Source organism: Faecalibacter bovis, assembly GCF_017948305.1.
In the GTDB taxonomy this organism is placed as follows: domain Bacteria; phylum Bacteroidota; class Bacteroidia; order Flavobacteriales; family Weeksellaceae; genus Empedobacter; species Empedobacter bovis.
On sequence record NZ_CP072842.1, the window covers coordinates 2,229,502 to 2,245,252 of the forward strand.

The window sequence follows — 15,751 nt, forward strand, 5'->3', positions numbered from 1 at the left end:
ACTTCGTAAGGAGTCGCTTTTTTATTATATTTAAAATCTAAAATACTTTTATGCAATTTATAAAACAATCCCTATTTATAACTTCTTTATTCGCTGTAACTAATTCCTTCGCATGCATCAATGGGCCTAATAGAGTATTATCTACAGGAACAACGTTGTATATCGATCATGAAGGTCATGTGCCTTATGGACATGAATTTTGGTTAAATGACCCACAAACAGAATTAAGAAAATTAGACAGTTTATATCAGGTAGAACCTAGTCCAGATTTTCTGAATCAAAAAGGAATTGTTTACATCATTGCTAAAGATTACCAAAAAGCGATTGATTTATATTTGAAAATTGAAAAGGAAAATCCAAATCAATACAGTACAGCTTCTAATTTAGGAACAGCTTATGAATTGATTGGTGATAATAAAAATGCGTTGAAATGGATTGAAAGAGCTTTAGAATTAAATCCTAATTCGCATGAAAAATCGGAATGGATTCACGTCAATATTTTAAAGTATAAATTGGGTCAATTTGATTTAACTTCTAAAAATTTAATCAATACAGATTTTGGAACTGAAGATTTTCCGAAAACTAATTTATCTAAGCAAGATTTAGAACAACTTTTAACTCAGATGTATTTTCAGTTAAATGAGCGTCGTTCTTTTGTAGCTCCAAAAGATGAAATTGTTGCACAATTGTTATTTGATTACGGAAATGGTTTATTATTAAATGATAAATATGCTGAAGCCAAAGAAGTTTATGAACACGCAATTAAATATGGATTTGAATCTCCATTAATTCATAAAAGAATTGAATTAGCAAGTGTAGAAAAATCACCTGAAACTTCATTTCAAGCCTTAATCTCAAATTATTGGGATACGATATTGATTTCTGTAATTTCGACCTTCGGTTTTGTATTTGTTTTGAATAAAAAGAACAAAAAAAATAGAAATAAGAAAAGTCTATAATATTTATTTAGTCTTTAAAATAAATAGGATTTTCATATAAAAATTGGTAATTCAATTCGTTCATAAGTTTTTGAGACGATATTGTTTTACCTTTTTTTGTTTCTGTTTTAATTATTTTATGATTGATTTGATATTCTAAAATTTCCTCTTTTGTAGGGTGTTGTGGAGCAACTACGTTATAAATTTCGTTTGTAATATTATTATCAATACAAGTTTTAATTACGTTCAGAATATCCTCATAATGCACATGATTGGCAACTTCATCCAAACTTTCACGATCTAAATCTAAGTACTTCGACAAATAACGAGTATTACCCATTATTCCACCCAAACGTAAAATGGATGCTTGTGGAAATTTAGTTTTTATTTTATTTTCAATAGAAATATAGGGATCATTTAGTTGAGCATCTGGAAAGGTATTTTCAGAAATAAAACCATTCGATTCAGTATAAATTCCAGTACTGCTAAGTAGTAAAATATTTTTATTGTAGTTGCCAATAAACTGGATTAAATTATCAAAACGAAAGTTTAATTCTTCCATTGTATTTCGTTTACCAAAAGGAATCGTAATAATAATGAAATCATATTTTGTAGAATCAATAGAAATGATTTTAGCTGAATCAAAATCAACAGAGATAGAATTTTCAGCGTCAGAATTTCTTTTGGTTGTAGTAATCTTAAATTGGTTTTTTAACTGCTTTTCTAGCTTTTCGCCAATCCATCCTTTGCCTATAATTAATACTTCTTTCATTGTAATCAAATCATTTTATAAAGATAGTAATAATAAATATTATTTACAATGATGATTAACATTATAAATTAAATTTATTTATGATAATTTTAAGAAAAATACATCGCCAATGTCTAATAAAACAATCTTCAAAATTGCATTTGTACCCATTTGGTTACTGTTTATTTTATTTGCTATTCAATACATTTTTGGATTAATCAGCGAACCTGATACATTAAAAGTGGCATTTGGAGTTGTTTTACTTAGCTGCTTAATCTTTATTACTTTATTAATTTTTAAAAAAATCTATTTTAACCATGAATAAAAATCTTATTAAATTAACTGCTGGAGGAATTGTTTTCTTATTCTTATTAATCATAGCTTTAGCTTGTACAGAACGTATTGATGCTGGACACGAAGGGTTAAAAGTTAAAATGTATGGATCGGACAAGGGTGTACAAGATGTTGCTTTGGTAACAGGTCGTGTATGGTATAATCCGTTAACAGAACAAGTTTTTGAGATTCCGACTTATGTACAAACTGTAAATTATGATGCGTTTACAGTAAATGCAAAAGATGGATCTGTATTTACGGTTGATCCAACAATTTCGTTGAAAGTAATTGATGGTAAATCGCCTCAAATCTTTAAAAAATATCGTAAAGGTATCAACGAAGTTTTACAAAATACCTTGGTCAATCATATTAAAGACGTTTATAGAATCGAGTTTAATAAATATACAACAGATCAAATTATCAGCAGTCGTGAGGCTTTTGAAAATGGAGTACAAGCTAAAATGATTGCTTTTTTAAAGGATGAAGGTTTCGTGTTAGAACAATTAACTAGTGGAATACAATATCCTGAGGCGATTACAAAAGCAATTAATGCAAAGAATGCTGCAATACAAGAAGCTCAACGAGTAGAAAACGAATTAAAAGTAGCAGAAGCAAGTGCGAAAAAATTAATTGTATTAGCTGAATCTGAAGCGAGAGCAAATGAGTTAAGAAAAGTATCCTTAAATCAACTGTTAATTCAGCAACAATTTATCGAGAAATGGGATGGTAAAACACCTATTTACGGAAATGCTCCTGCGTTTTTCAAATCTGTAAATTAAAATTTAAATAATATTTCAGAAAAGAGATTTCAATTGAAATCTCTTTTTATTTTTGCCTCATGTTAGAAATTCTTTACCAAGACGAATATATTATCGCGATAAATAAACCAAGTGGTTTATTGGTTCATAAATCTTATTATGCAAGAGATGCAAAGGAATTTGCAGTTCAGGAATTACGCAATCAGATTGGTGGGCAACATGTTTATCCGATTCATAGATTGGACCGAAAAACTTCAGGTGTTTTATTATTCGCTTTAGATAAAGAAACGTTGAAGATTATGAATGATCGTTTCGCAACACGCGGAGTTGAAAAGAAATATTTAGCAATTTTACGAGGTTGGGCTCCAGAAGAACTAACGATAGATTATGATTTGACAAATGATGATGGCGTGAAACAGAATGCGATTACTTATTTTCATCGTTTGCAAACAGCCGAAATTGATTTAGCGTATAATAATCATCCTACTTCAAGATATTGTTTGGTGGAAGCTATTCCTGAAACGGGTAGAATGCATCAATTACGCAAGCATTTTCGCCATATTTTTCATCCAATTTTAGGAAGTCGTCCACATGGTTGTAACAAACAAAATAAATTATGGTTAGAGAATTTTGGAGTAACGGGTATGATGCTACATGCGCACGAACTTTGCTTTAATCATCCAATTACAAATAAGCCTTTGAAGATAAATGCTAAAGTGAACGATGAGTTTAATAAAGTTGGAAATATTTTAAATATTGATTTAACATTATATCAGTAAAAACTCTAATAAATTATATCATCAAAAGTAATTGGTACTAGGAGTAATCCATGATTGATTATGATAATAAGGAACGATTTAATCGTTCTTTTTTTTGTTTTAAATTATCTGATTTTAAAATTTTGTAAATAATTGATTTATATCTAAATAATTTATAAATTAAAGCAACCAAAAACCATTTATACTATGATAAAAAATTTACTTATTTTATTACCATTAACCTTATTTTATAATTGTAAAAATCAAAGTCAAAATACAGAAATCATAAAAGAGGATTCTGTTGAATTAGTTGATTTATCTACAATTTCTGAAGAGAAGAAACAATTGGTAAAAGAGATTATTCAATTTCAAAAAGATTTAGAAGAACGCAAAACAGATCGTGTGGCTGAATATTTAGATTCTCCAAAACGTGTAGAAGAAATAGAACTAAGTATGCAAAATTCTAAAATTAGAAATGCGATTGAATCTAATTCTTCGAGATTATCTACAGATGTTATTCGTGATCAATTTGATTTACTTTATACTGAAATGGATTTGAATATAATAAATGATGCGATAAAATCTATTTCTGAAAATGATTTATTGACGCAAGATAAAGCATCTACAAAGGTTTCCTATGAAAATTGTAATTATGATGTAGATGTTTCCATGAATGGGAAAGAAGTGAAGTTTAATATTCAATCTGAAAACGAAACAGATGAATGTAAAAATAACCAACAATGGAAATTTATGTCAAACGGCGAATTTTTAGTATTGGATCGAAGATATTATTTGTAAAAAAAAGGCCATTACATATGTAGTGGCTTTATTATTTTGTCATGAAACAAATTTTTTGAATTTCGTCTTGAAAATTACAGTTATCAATTTTAATAGTTATTGTATTTCTACCTTCGTTTAAAGTAACTGTTTTACTATTAATATTATAGCTGCTTCTTGAGTTTTTTAGAGTGATTTGAAAATAACCTGTTTTATAAAATTGAGAAGTATTGTTGTAATTAATATTATATGTACAAGGATTTACACCTTTTGAACTATTAACTATCTCGGTAAACATTGAGCAGGTATAGAAGTTTTCATAATCTGTATCATCATTCAATAAATTACAAGAATATAAAAAACTTGTAAAAATTATTAGACTATATTTAATGTATCTCATGTTTAGTGTTTGAATGATAAATATAAATAAAAAAAGCAACTCGTTGGAGTTGCTTTTCTATTCTAATGACTGTGAGTATGCATAGAAACTGTTGCAAAAGCAAGCAAGAATCCGATGACAATTACAGCAAATTTTTTCGTGTTGAATTTATGTCCTTCGTTTGTTTCAAATAATATTACGGTAGAAATATGTAAGAAAATTCCGGATACGATGGCATTAATTTCTAACGTATAATTTGAAATTGGAGTAAATTTTCCTAAAATAAATCCAATCGGTGAAGCAATAGCAAATAAAAACATGAACAAAAATTGTTTCATTTTAGATGGTGTATGCTTGCTTAAAGCTGCATATAAAATCATCGAAACAGGAATGTTATGTATAAAAATTGCCCATAAAAAATCATGCGAATGAGCATTAGCTACAGGGATTCCTTCAATCAAAGAATGTAAGAATAATCCACCAAAAATTCCTAAAGGAAATTTGTCGCTATGTCCATGTAAATGCACATGCCCATGTTCAACCCCTTTACTTATAGTTTCTAAAATATATTGAATTATAACACCGGCTAATACAAATAATCCAATGGTATGATGCGAATGATCACCTACATGTTGTCCATAAACTTGAGGTAAAATTTCAAGCACAGTCATTGCAAGAAAATAAGCACCACTAAAAGTTAATAGTAGTTTTGAATTGTGTTTGTTTTTTAAGAAGTATTTGGAAAATAAAACTCCAATAATAACACTTCCTATAAGTACACTAATTTCAAGCATTTTCTAAGATTAATATTAAACGATCTGAAGAAGTATCATTAAAAAATGAACCTAATTGATAATTTCCGAAAACATGTTTTATATTAAAACCAGCTTTCTCGATCATTACATCAAAATCTTTTTTGTATAAGACTTTAACATATTCTTCAAAATGCCAATCTTGTCCATCAGCATAAAAATCAATTTCTTTTTTGATGAAATTTTTATCCGTAATAGATTTTGTGATTTTGAATAAAATTCCATCAATTTCTTTCTCTTCGTATGGAATAAGATTTTTAACTATTTTCTCTGCATTCAAATAATCAAAAACTAAAATTCCATTCGGTTTCAATTGTTTTTTTATCGATTCAAAAACTAATGCATTTTCTTCATCATTATCAAAATAACCAAAACTTGTAAATAGATTAAAAATGGCATCAAATTCATTTTCCTTATAAATTTTACGCATATCATGTACATCAAAATGTAAATGATCATTTTCAAACTGTTTTGCGTAAGCAATGCTTTCTTCGGATAAATCTAATCCTAATACATCATAACCCAATTGATTTAACGTAACAGAATGTCTTCCTTTACCACAAGCCAAATCCATAACTTTTGCATTTGTAGGAATATCGATGAATTTTGTAACATTTTTAATAAATGTGCTTGCTTCCTCGTCGTTTCTATTTTTATATAAAGTATGATAATATGGTGTATTAAACCAAGCTTTGAACCAATCCATAATTTATTTAATTGTTTGTTTACATTTTGGGCAAATCCCAGTAATTACACAGTTGTAGTTTTTCATTTCGTAGCCTTCCGGAAGATTAAGATTTACTTCTTCTTTCAAACACGTAAGTTCGTTGCAATCTTCGCACTGAAAATGGAAATGATTGTGTTGATGATTTTCGTGTTCGCACGATTTACATTTGGCATAATAAGCAATTCCGTCATCGCCTAACACTTTATGCAAAATTCCATCTTCACAAAAACGTTTCAAAATACGATAAATCGTAGCACGATCCATTTTTCCGTACAATTGTTTTTCAATAGCATCTTGATTGTAAGCACTTGAACAAGTTTCAAACAAATTTAATATAGCTTGTTTTTGTGGTGTATTTCTGCGTTTCATTTCTTAATGCAAATCTGTTGCAATAATACGAAAATTATTAAAAATTCAAATTTATTTAAGGTATAAAATTGTTGAAAATTTAATCTAAATTCAAGGAACAATAGATGCGAAATGATGAGTTTTTGTAATAAAAGCCTTACTTTTGTAAAAATTTTGATTGTTGGAAAACTTTAGAATGCAGGCGAAAACCTTTTATGGTTTCGAAGAGATATTAGCACAAGAATTAAAGGCTTTAGGAGCAGCAGATGTGAAAATTGGTAATCGTATGGTAGAATTTTACGGTGACTTAGGTTTTATGTACAAAGCGAATTATAGCTTAAGAACAGCCTTAAGAATTCAAAAACCAATCCATACATTTTCAGTTAAAACTGATACCCAATTGTATGAAAGAATGAAAAAATTTCCTTGGGAAAATTATTTTAATGTAGATCAAACTTTTGTGATCGATCCAACTGTTTTTTCAGACTACTTTACACATTCACACTACGCGGCTTTAAAAGTTAAAGATGCTATTGTTGATCGTTTCCAAGAAAATACAGGTCGTCGTCCTAGTATTGATAAAGATAATCCAGATGTACGTTTCAACTTACATATTTCTCACGATAAAGTAACATTATCTATCGATTCTTCAGGTGAATCTTTACACAAACGTGGTTACAGATCTGAAACTGGACCAGCTCCAATTAACGAAGTTTTAGCAGCATGTCTATTAATTACTTCAGGTTGGGATGGAAAAGGAAATTACTTAGATCCAATGTGTGGTTCTGGAACAATGTTGGTAGAAGCAGGGATGATTGCTTGTAATATACCAGCACAAATTCATCGTAAAGAATTCTCTTTCCAAAATTGGCCAGATTATGATCCGAAATTATTTGCTGAAATAAGAAACTTTAGAATTAATCGTATTCGTGATTTCGATTACAAAATTGTAGGGTGTGATATTTCTCCAATGATGGTAAAAATTGCGGAAGAAAATATTCGTTCTGCTGATTTATCAGATATTATTGAAGTTCGTCAACAGGATTTCTTTACATCAAAAAAAGATTTATTCCCAGTTTCTGTTGTATTTAATCCGCCTTACAACGAACGTTTAGAGAATGACAATCAAGTTTTCTACAAACAAATTGGAGACACATTAAAATCAAGTTATCCAAATACTTTAGCATGGTTTGTTACTTCAGATTTATCAGCTAAAAAATACGTAGGATTAAAACCGTCGAAGAAATTAAAGGTTTTCAACGGTAAATTAGAGTGTGATTTCTTACAATACGAAATGTACGAAGGATCTAAAAAGGCAAAAAAAGATAACGCTTAAAATTATTTGATTTGGATAAGAAAGATTTTATTGAAGAAATAATTGAAAACCAAAAAGTCTATTTATTGACTTCTGAAGAAGGGTTTGCGATCTCTTATTCGGAAGAATATGAATACGAAGATGGTTCTAATTTAGAAGTTATTTGTTTTTGGTCATCTGAAGAAAATGCCAATAAAGCGAGAAAAAATCAATGGGCTAATCATAAAATTGAATCTATTGATTTAAATGTTTTCTTGGAAGAATGGCTTTTCGGTATGATTGAAGAAGTTGTTTTGGCTGGTTTTAATTTCAATGCTGATTTACAAGGAGAAGAAGTTTCTCCAATTGATTGTATTTTAGAAATTGTACATTATATCATCCAAAAAGATATTGCATATACGATACATTTAGCTAAGGATATTAGAGAAATTAAACGTGCTGCGCTAGACATTAAAGAAAGTATAAATTAATAGCTTTTATTGATTTTGAATACAACAAATTTGCAGTTATCAATTATTGTTGCTGTTTACGAACGTCAAGATGAATTAACTGAATTATTGACGAGTTTATCAAAACAAACCAATCAAAATTTCGAAATTATTATTGTAGATGATGGTTCGAAGAATAAATTAGATGCTGTTTGTGCTAAATTTCAAGATCAATTAAATATTATATATTATTATAAATCGAATTCAGGTCCTGGAAAATCACGTAATTTCGGTATGGAAAAAGCTAACGGAAATTATTTTATTTTCTTGGATTCGGATACGATTATCCCACCCACTTATATCCAATCAGTTTTTGATGAATTAACTACTAATTTCGTCGATGCTTTTGGTGGTCCAGATGATGCGGATGAATCATTCAATGACTATCAAAAAGCTATAACTTTTTCTATGACATCTTTTTTAACAACAGGTGGAATTAGAGGAGGAAAAAAACAAGTGAGTAAATTTCAACCACGCAGTTTTAATATGGGAATTTCTCGTAAAGCTTACGATGTTACCGGTGGATTTGCTGCGATGCGCATCGGAGAAGATCCAGATTTATCAATGCGTTTATGGGAAAATGGTTTTGAAACTAGATTGTTTCAGAACTCAAAAGTTATACATAAAAGACGAACATCGTTAAGGAAATTCGCAAAGCAAGTATATCAATTTGGCGTTGCTCGCCCAATCCTAAATCAACTTCATCCTAATTATGTGAAACCGACCTTTTGGTTTCCGAGTTTATTTTTTTTAGGAACTTTATTAGCTTTTACTACTACACTATTAGGATTCATATTCAAAGATTATCAACTAATTCTTTTCATCCCAATTGTATTTTGGATGATATATATACTGTTGATTTTTGTTTTTGCAACGATTAGATTTAAATCTATAAAAGTTGGAATTTTATCTATGCAAACAACATTAATTCAGTTTTTTAATTATGGTTTTGGCTTTTTGGAAAGTCAAATTAAGCTGAATGTTTTAAAAAAAGATCCTAAAAAAGCATTTCCTACACATTTTCATTTAGAAGATTAAAAAACAATTAAGGACTATATTTTTAAAGTATAATATAATACTTTTAAGTTTGTATTGTTTTTAAATAATTGATATTTAAATTTTTAAATTAGATATAGAATGTTTAAATTCTAAATAAGTCTTTTAAATTTTAAGTTGATCTATTAATATTATTGAGTCAAAATTTTATTTTTATAGTAGAATTACTTAATATTATTAGATATTCTAATATTTTTTGCATTAAAGTGTAATATTATACTATATTTGTTTCATATTATCTTTTATTGTCATTTAAATTAGTTTAATAATATACCTCAATGATTTCAAATCAACAGAAAATTGCTATAATAGGAGGAGGGATTTCCGGTTTATCAGCTGCATGTTATGCGGCAAAAGCTGGCTATGAAGTTCATATTTATGAAAAAAATTCCACATTAGGTGGAAGAGCCAGACAATTTTCCACTTCAAATGGATATACTTTTGATATGGGACCATCATGGTATTGGATGCCAGATATTATTGAAAATTTCTTTCAAGATTTTAATAAAAAATCCTCAGATTATTATGATCTGATTTCGTTAAATCCTCAATTTGAAATAATTTTTCCAGACCAATCAATTCATCTTCCAGAAAGTTTTGAAGATATTTTTAATTTATTCGAATCTTTAGAAAAAGGTGCGGGTAAAAAGTTGGAAAAATTTATGAACGAAGCTGAAAGGAAATATGATATTGGAATGAATAATTTTGTTCAAAAGCCAAGTCATAGTTGGTTCGAATTTATTTCCTTAGATGTTATTGTAAATGCGATGAAATTAGATTTGCTTACGAATTACAGATCGTATGTTGCATCTTATTTTAAGCATCCATATTTACAGGCGATTATGGAATTTCCAGTTATATTTTTAGGTGCTTCTCCTAAAGAAATTCCTGCGTTATATAGTTTAATGAATTATGGGGGTTACAAACTTGGAACTTGGTATCCAACGGGTGGATTTTTCAGTTTGATTAAAGCTATGGAATCAATTGCTTTAGAGTTGGGAGTAAAAATTCATCTAAATTCAACAATTGAAAAGATTGAAGTTGAAGATAAAAAGGTTAAATCTCTTAAAGTGAATGATCAATTTTTATCATTCGATTTTGTTATCAGTTCTTCTGATTATAATCATACAGAAACTCTTTTAGAAACATCTTTTAGAAATTATTCTGAAGAATATTGGAAATCAAGAACTTTTGCGCCATCATGCTTGATTTTTTACTTAGGAATTAATGAAATCATTCCAAATTTAACTCATCATACGTTATTCTTTGAACATGATTTGGATTTACATGTAGATGAAATTTATAAAGATTCGAAATGGCCAACGAAACCTTTGTTTTATGCTTGTTGTCCATCAAAAACTGATGATAATGTTGCGCCGAAAGGTCACGAAAATTTATTTCTTTTAATGCCTATCGCAATTGATATTGAAGATTCTGAGGAAATTAGATTATCTTATTTAGATCAAATGATTGAGCGTTTAGAAAAGAAAACTGGCGTTAAAGATCTAAAGTCAAAAATTGATTATCAGAGAAGTTATTGTATCAACGATTTTAAGTTAGACTATAATGCCTACGGAGGTAATGCCTATGGTTTGGCAAATACATTAAACCAAACGGCGGTTTTAAAGCCTTCTGTGAAGAATAGAAAAGTTAAAAATTTAATTTATACAGGTCAATTAACAGTTCCAGGACCAGGCGTGCCGCCTTCTATCATTTCTGGAAAAATAGCTGCAAACGAAATTAAAATCTAAATTTAATCCTATGAAAAAATTATTCGATGATGTTTCTTACAAACTAAGTAAAATTGTTACACAACAATACAGTACAAGTTTTTCTTTGGGTATAAAAGCGTTGCACCCCGAGTTAAGAGAAGCCATTTATGCCATTTATGGTTATGTTAGATTAGCAGACGAAATTGTAGATAGTTTTCATGATTATGATCAAAAAGTTTTATTAAATGATTTTAAAGCTGAAACAAATAAGGCTTTAAAAGATGGTATATCTTTAAATCCAATCATACATTCTTTTCAGGAAGTTGTACAAAAATATGCAATAGAAGAAAAGTTGATTTATCAATTTTTGCATAGTATGGAAATGGATTTAGAGAAAGTTGAATATAATTCAGATTTATATAAAGAATATATTTTAGGTTCGGCAGAAGTTGTCGGTTTAATGTGTTTACATGTTTTTGTGGAAGGTGATGCAACTAAGTATAATGAGTTGAAACCTTATGCAATGAAACTTGGTGCTGCTTTCCAAAAAATTAATTTTTTAAGAGATTTAAAAGATGATTATCACATTCTTGGGCGTACCTATTTTCCAGGTGTAGATTTAACAGAGTTTAATGATCACATCAAAAAAGATATAGAAAAAGATATTCAACTTGATTTTCAAGAAGCTTTAATTGGAATTAAAAAATTACCAATAACTTCAAGATTTGGGGTTTATTTAGCTTATAAATATTATTATTCTTTATTCGAGAAAATCAAAAAATCTACTGCGCATACAGTTTTGAATGAACGTATTCGTATTCCTGATAGTAATAAATTGTTAATGTTATCGCGCTGTTATTTTGATTATAAAATTGCAAGTTTAGTATAATGAGGTTTTATTTGATATTAATATTATTTTCAACGTTTTGTTACAGTCAGAATTTACAAGAATTGCGTAAAAATTTAGCGGTTGCATCAGAAAATAAATCCATTTGTCAGAATATGATTAAATCAATTTCTGAAAATGATAATAATCCAATTCATATCGCCTATTTAGGTGCATACCAAACAATTTGGGCGAATCATGTGATAAATCCTGTAAATAAACTCTCGACTTTTAGAAAAGGTAAAAATAATATTGAGAAAGCAATATCAATGAATCAAATAAGTTTAGAAATACGATTAGTTAGATACGCGATACAAAAAAACGCGCCTAAATTTTTAGGGTATCATCACGAACGTGAAGCAGATAGAAAATACATTGAAAAACATCGCTCTGATGTAAAATCAGTAGAATTAAAAGAATTAATAAAGTCTGTATTATGATTTATTTACTACTTACATTATTCATTTTTGTAATAATGGAGCCTTTAACCTGGTTGATCCACAAATATGTAATGCACGGATTTTTATGGGTTTTACATAAAGATCATCACGACCATAGTACTGAAGGCGAACTGGAAAAGAATGATTATTTCTTTATAATATTCGCAATTCCTGCTATTGCATTGTTTTATTTTGGATCTATAAATAATTATAATTATTTATTTTATATCGGATTGGGTATAACATGTTACGGAATCGCTTACTTTTTTGTTCATGATATATTTATTCATCAACGTATAAAAATATTTAGAAATACTAAAAATCCTTATTTTTTAGCGATACGAAGAGCGCATAAACAACATCATAAATACATTACAAAAGAAGATGGTGAATGTTTTGGATTTCTTTATGTACCTCTTAAATATTTTAAAATGTATTATTCTAAAAAATCATAATGGAAAATTATACTTATTTATTAATTAATTTCTTTACGATTATAATATGTTTTATTTATTCGTTTGATAAAAGGATCAAGTTTAGTAGATATTTTTTAACGTTTTTAATATCTTGTACAATTGTCGCAATTCCGTTTATTTTATGGGATGCATGGTTTACTAAAATAGGTATATGGTGGTTTAATGATACTTATTTAATTGGTTTAAGAATATTAGGATTACCGTTAGAAGAGTTATTGTTTTTTTATTGTATTCCTTTTTCATGTATATTTACATATTATTGCCTTACAAGGTTTTTTAATCTAAATTGGGCAAACGGTTTTAATAATATAATTTGCTTTGTTACTATTATTGTGTGTGTAGTTGTAGGGTTATTGAATTTCGATAAAACTTACACTTTAGTTACAGCCATTTTAACTACATTAACAATAATATATTTGCATCTAATTACTAGAACTCCTTGGATTGGTCAGGCCTCTTTAATATATTCCATTTTGATGTTAGGATTTTTTCCTGTAAATGGAATTTTGACAGGAACTGGTCTAGAAAATCCAATTGTAAATTACAATCCAAACGAATTTTTAAATTTCCGAATCGGAACAATTCCTATTGAAGATGCCGTTTATGGTTATTCTTTATTTTTATGGAATATTTACTTTTTCAAATTTTTTAAAAATAAGATGAAATAGTTATTTCATTTTTTGAATTATAAATCTTGTGGAAGGCTTAATTTAATACCATTCTACAATATTTTTTCGTAAATTTGCAGACTTAAATTTTAGCAATGCGTACAAAATCGGTTGGAAAAAAGAAAATCAACGTTATTACATTAGGATGTTCTAAGAATGTTTATGATTCAGAGGTTTTAATGGGACAATTAAAAGCCAATGGGAAAGAAGTAGTTCACGAACAATCGGGTGATATTGTTGTAATTAATACTTGTGGTTTTATTGATAATGCAAAAGAAGAAAGTATTGATACGATTTTAGATTATGTTCAACGTAAAGAAGACGGTTTAGTTGAAAAAGTTTTTGTTACAGGATGTTTATCTGAGCGCTACAAACCAGATTTATTAGAGCAAATTCCGGATGTTGATCAATATTTCGGAACGCGCGAATTACCATTGTTATTAAAAGCTTTAGGAGCTGATTACAAACATGAATTAGTTGGTGAACGTTTAACAACAACACCTCGTCACTTCGCCTACTTAAAAATTGCAGAAGGTTGTGATCGCCCTTGTTCGTTCTGTGCAATTCCATTGATGAGAGGAGGTAACGTATCACGTCCAATCGAAGATTTAGTAACTGAAGCTGAAAAATTAGCTAAAAACGGAACAAAAGAGTTAATTTTAATTGCTCAAGATTTAACATACTACGGGTTAGATTTATACAAAAAACGTGAATTAGCTCGTTTATTAAAAGAGTTAGTAAAAGTGGAAGGTATTGAATGGATTCGTTTACACTATGCATTCCCAGCTGGTTTCCCAGAGGATGTATTAGATGTAATTCGTGAAGAACCTAAAGTTTGTAACTATTTAGATATTCCATTACAACATATTTCTACAAACATCTTAAAATCGATGCGTCGTGGAACAACTAAAGAAAAAACGAATGCTTTATTAGATGCTTTCCGTTCTAAAGTTCCAGGAATGACAATTCGTACAACGTTAATTTGTGGTTATCCAGGAGAGACGGAAGAAGATTTCCAAGAGATGAAAGCATGGGTACAAGAACAAAAATTTGATCGTTTAGGATGTTTTACATATTCTCACGAAGAAAATACACACGCTTATAATTTAGTGGATGATGTTCCTGAAGAAGTTAAACAACGCCGTGTAGAAGAAATTATGGAAATTCAATCTCAAATTTCTTACGATTTAAACCAAGAGAAAATTGGAAAAACTTTCAGAGTTTTAATCGATCGTAAAGAAGGGGATAATTTTGTTGGTCGTTCTGAGCATGATTCGCCAGACGTTGATAATGAAATTTTAATTTCTGCAGTCGATACTTATTTACCAGTTGGAGAATTTGTAAATGTTGAAATTATCGAGGCTTACGAATTTGATTTAATCGGAAAAGTAATTGATTAAAAAATCTTTAAATACTTTATAAATAAAACCCCTTATTGGATAAACAATAAGGGGTTTTTTATATTAATCTATAATAGCGAATGAAGAAACGATAGTAGCTTTTTCGTCTAATGAATTAGGATTATTTACTACAATTCCATATTCTCCAACTTCTTTCTTAGATAATGTGATGATGTATGAAGAAGTTCCGTATTTTTTTCCTTTAAACGGAACATAAGTTAAATTATTTGACTTTGCAGATCCAAAACTATTAATTGATGCGATTTCTGCACGTCTAACTTTTTTCTTAGGTTCAAATTTAAAAATTTGAATGATAGCCATCGGATCAGTATTGTTATCAATATTTTTTACGATAAACTGTACATCTTCATTTTTTTTGAATTTAATACCTGCACAACAACCATCTATCTGTATTTGTCTTCTTATTTTTCCAATTCCAGTAATCATTAAACCAGTAGAAGCAACTTCTCTGTTCTGTGATGTACTTTTCTCTAATAATTCAGATGTTTTATCTGCTTTAACTAATAAAACTTCTCCAACAAACTCAGGTTCTACAATATCCTGAGCACTTACCGTCATAGATGTTCCCATTGCTAATGCAAGGGTGAACAATAATTTTTTCATAAAAGTGTTAAATTTTCAATAAATATATAAAGTAAAATTAAATATTTAATAATGGTTTTTATGAAAATTAAAAACCCCCATGAAATTCATGGGGGTAAAAATTTA

General features: G+C 28.8%; 18 protein-coding genes and 1 pseudogene. 14 read left to right on the forward strand and 5 right to left on the reverse strand.

Features of this window, described 5'->3' with window-relative positions:
* Positions 1 to 50: 50 nt before the first annotated feature.
* Entirely contained in the window at positions 51 to 959 is a 909-nt protein-coding gene (locus tag J9309_RS10750; protein WP_230475880.1) for a tetratricopeptide repeat protein, read from the forward strand.
* 7 nt (positions 960 to 966) lie between these two features.
* On the opposite strand, the gene J9309_RS10755 is transcribed toward J9309_RS10750, so the two are convergent.
* Positions 967 to 1,710, reverse strand: a complete 744-nt coding sequence (locus J9309_RS10755; protein WP_230475881.1) for a Rossmann-fold NAD(P)-binding domain-containing protein — start codon at positions 1,708 to 1,710, stop codon at positions 967 to 969.
* A 296-nt stretch (positions 1,711 to 2,006) separates the two neighbouring features.
* Here J9309_RS10755 and J9309_RS10760 point away from each other — a divergent pair, with 296 nt between their 5' ends.
* From J9309_RS10760 to J9309_RS10770, 3 genes are all read left to right on the forward strand, one after another.
* On the forward strand, positions 2,007 to 2,801 hold the full coding sequence (locus tag J9309_RS10760; protein ID WP_230475882.1) for an SPFH domain-containing protein: 795 nt from the start codon (positions 2,007 to 2,009) through the stop codon (positions 2,799 to 2,801).
* A gap of 59 nt (positions 2,802 to 2,860) precedes the next feature.
* Complete coding sequence (locus tag J9309_RS10765) at positions 2,861 to 3,559, forward strand: pseudouridine synthase (protein ID WP_230475883.1); 699 nt, start codon at positions 2,861 to 2,863, stop codon at positions 3,557 to 3,559.
* Between the two features lie 186 nt (positions 3,560 to 3,745).
* Entirely contained in the window at positions 3,746 to 4,336 is a 591-nt protein-coding gene (locus tag J9309_RS10770; RefSeq protein WP_230475884.1) for a hypothetical protein, read from the forward strand.
* 441 nt (positions 4,337 to 4,777) lie between these two features.
* Here the strand turns inward: J9309_RS10770 and J9309_RS10775 are convergent, their stop codons facing one another.
* The 3 genes from J9309_RS10775 to J9309_RS10785 are packed head-to-tail and all read right to left on the reverse strand — an operon-like array spanning position 4,778 to position 6,602.
* Positions 4,778 to 5,488 carry a ZIP family metal transporter gene (locus J9309_RS10775; protein WP_230475885.1) on the reverse strand — a complete coding sequence of 237 codons (711 nt, stop codon included), beginning with the start codon at positions 5,486 to 5,488 and terminating at the stop codon, positions 4,778 to 4,780.
* Entirely contained in the window at positions 5,481 to 6,212 is a 732-nt protein-coding gene (locus tag J9309_RS10780; RefSeq protein ID WP_230475886.1) for a class I SAM-dependent methyltransferase, read from the reverse strand. The genes J9309_RS10775 and J9309_RS10780 overlap by 8 nt, the downstream gene beginning before the upstream one ends.
* Positions 6,213 to 6,215: 3 nt before the next feature.
* Entirely contained in the window at positions 6,216 to 6,602 is a 387-nt protein-coding gene (locus J9309_RS10785; RefSeq protein WP_230475887.1) for a Fur family transcriptional regulator, read from the reverse strand.
* Between the two features lie 175 nt (positions 6,603 to 6,777).
* On the opposite strand from J9309_RS10785, the gene J9309_RS10790 reads away from it, so the two are divergent.
* The 10 genes and pseudogenes from J9309_RS10790 (at position 6,778) to rimO (ending at position 15,022) form a co-directional block, all read left to right on the forward strand.
* Positions 6,778 to 7,917, forward strand: a complete 1,140-nt coding sequence (locus J9309_RS10790; protein ID WP_230475888.1) for a THUMP domain-containing class I SAM-dependent RNA methyltransferase — start codon at positions 6,778 to 6,780, stop codon at positions 7,915 to 7,917.
* Positions 7,918 to 7,928: 11 nt separating this feature from the next.
* On the forward strand, positions 7,929 to 8,366 hold the full coding sequence (locus tag J9309_RS10795) for a DUF2750 domain-containing protein (protein WP_230475889.1): 438 nt from the start codon (positions 7,929 to 7,931) through the stop codon (positions 8,364 to 8,366).
* A 15-nt stretch (positions 8,367 to 8,381) separates the two neighbouring features.
* Positions 8,382 to 9,422, forward strand: coding sequence for a glycosyltransferase (locus tag J9309_RS10800; protein WP_230475890.1), 1,041 nt, complete (start codon positions 8,382 to 8,384; stop codon positions 9,420 to 9,422).
* A 296-nt stretch (positions 9,423 to 9,718) separates the two neighbouring features.
* Positions 9,719 to 11,191 (forward strand): phytoene desaturase family protein, encoded by a 1,473-nt coding sequence (locus J9309_RS10805; protein WP_230475891.1) that lies wholly within the window; start codon positions 9,719 to 9,721, stop codon positions 11,189 to 11,191.
* Positions 11,192 to 11,201: 10 nt separating this feature from the next.
* Positions 11,202 to 12,041 (forward strand): phytoene/squalene synthase family protein, encoded by an 840-nt coding sequence (locus J9309_RS10810; protein ID WP_230475892.1) that lies wholly within the window; start codon positions 11,202 to 11,204, stop codon positions 12,039 to 12,041.
* Between the two features lie 11 nt (positions 12,042 to 12,052).
* Entirely contained in the window at positions 12,053 to 12,478 is a 426-nt protein-coding gene (locus J9309_RS10815; RefSeq protein WP_230475893.1) for a hypothetical protein, read from the forward strand.
* On the forward strand, positions 12,475 to 12,933 hold the full coding sequence (locus J9309_RS10820; RefSeq protein ID WP_230475894.1) for a sterol desaturase family protein: 459 nt from the start codon (positions 12,475 to 12,477) through the stop codon (positions 12,931 to 12,933). The genes J9309_RS10815 and J9309_RS10820 overlap by 4 nt, the downstream gene beginning before the upstream one ends.
* Positions 12,933 to 13,208: pseudogene (locus tag J9309_RS10825) on the forward strand (lycopene cyclase domain-containing protein); the annotation flags it as partial. The gene J9309_RS10820 and the pseudogene J9309_RS10825, both read left to right, overlap by 1 nt.
* 99 nt (positions 13,209 to 13,307) lie before the next feature.
* Entirely contained in the window at positions 13,308 to 13,622 is a 315-nt protein-coding gene (locus tag J9309_RS10830; RefSeq protein WP_230477869.1) for a lycopene cyclase domain-containing protein, read from the forward strand.
* A 95-nt stretch (positions 13,623 to 13,717) separates the two neighbouring features.
* The gene (rimO, locus tag J9309_RS10835; protein WP_230475895.1) at positions 13,718 to 15,022 is read left to right on the forward strand and encodes a 30S ribosomal protein S12 methylthiotransferase RimO; all 1,305 of its coding nucleotides are present in this window, start codon (positions 13,718 to 13,720) and stop codon (positions 15,020 to 15,022) included.
* A 63-nt stretch (positions 15,023 to 15,085) separates the two neighbouring features.
* Here rimO and J9309_RS10840 read toward each other — a convergent pair whose 3' ends face one another.
* Entirely contained in the window at positions 15,086 to 15,646 is a 561-nt protein-coding gene (locus tag J9309_RS10840; protein ID WP_230475896.1) for a hypothetical protein, read from the reverse strand.
* Positions 15,647 to 15,751 lie beyond the last annotated feature (105 nt).

Excerpts from the sequence above, each read along its gene's own strand:
- J9309_RS10750 (WP_230475880.1), top strand. The coding sequence starts at position 51 with ATGCAATTTATAAAACAATCCCTATTTATAACTTCTTTATTCGCTGTA.
- J9309_RS10790 (WP_230475888.1), top strand. The coding sequence starts at position 6,778 with ATGCAGGCGAAAACCTTTTATGGTTTCGAAGAGATATTAGCACAAGAA.
- J9309_RS10760 (WP_230475882.1), top strand. The coding sequence starts at position 2,007 with ATGAATAAAAATCTTATTAAATTAACTGCTGGAGGAATTGTTTTCTTA.
- J9309_RS10770 (WP_230475884.1), top strand. The coding sequence starts at position 3,746 with ATGATAAAAAATTTACTTATTTTATTACCATTAACCTTATTTTATAAT.
- J9309_RS10765 (WP_230475883.1), top strand. The coding sequence starts at position 2,861 with ATGTTAGAAATTCTTTACCAAGACGAATATATTATCGCGATAAATAAA.
- J9309_RS10820 (WP_230475894.1), top strand. The coding sequence starts at position 12,475 with ATGATTTATTTACTACTTACATTATTCATTTTTGTAATAATGGAGCCT.
- J9309_RS10775 (WP_230475885.1), bottom strand. The coding sequence starts at position 5,488 with ATGCTTGAAATTAGTGTACTTATAGGAAGTGTTATTATTGGAGTTTTA.
- J9309_RS10810 (WP_230475892.1), top strand. The coding sequence starts at position 11,202 with ATGAAAAAATTATTCGATGATGTTTCTTACAAACTAAGTAAAATTGTT.
- J9309_RS10780 (WP_230475886.1), bottom strand. The coding sequence starts at position 6,212 with ATGGATTGGTTCAAAGCTTGGTTTAATACACCATATTATCATACTTTA.
- J9309_RS10840 (WP_230475896.1), bottom strand. The coding sequence starts at position 15,646 with ATGAAAAAATTATTGTTCACCCTTGCATTAGCAATGGGAACATCTATG.
- J9309_RS10755 (WP_230475881.1), bottom strand. The coding sequence starts at position 1,710 with ATGAAAGAAGTATTAATTATAGGCAAAGGATGGATTGGCGAAAAGCTA.
- J9309_RS10785 (WP_230475887.1), bottom strand. The coding sequence starts at position 6,602 with ATGAAACGCAGAAATACACCACAAAAACAAGCTATATTAAATTTGTTT.
- J9309_RS10805 (WP_230475891.1), top strand. The coding sequence starts at position 9,719 with ATGATTTCAAATCAACAGAAAATTGCTATAATAGGAGGAGGGATTTCC.
- rimO (WP_230475895.1), top strand. The coding sequence starts at position 13,718 with ATGCGTACAAAATCGGTTGGAAAAAAGAAAATCAACGTTATTACATTA.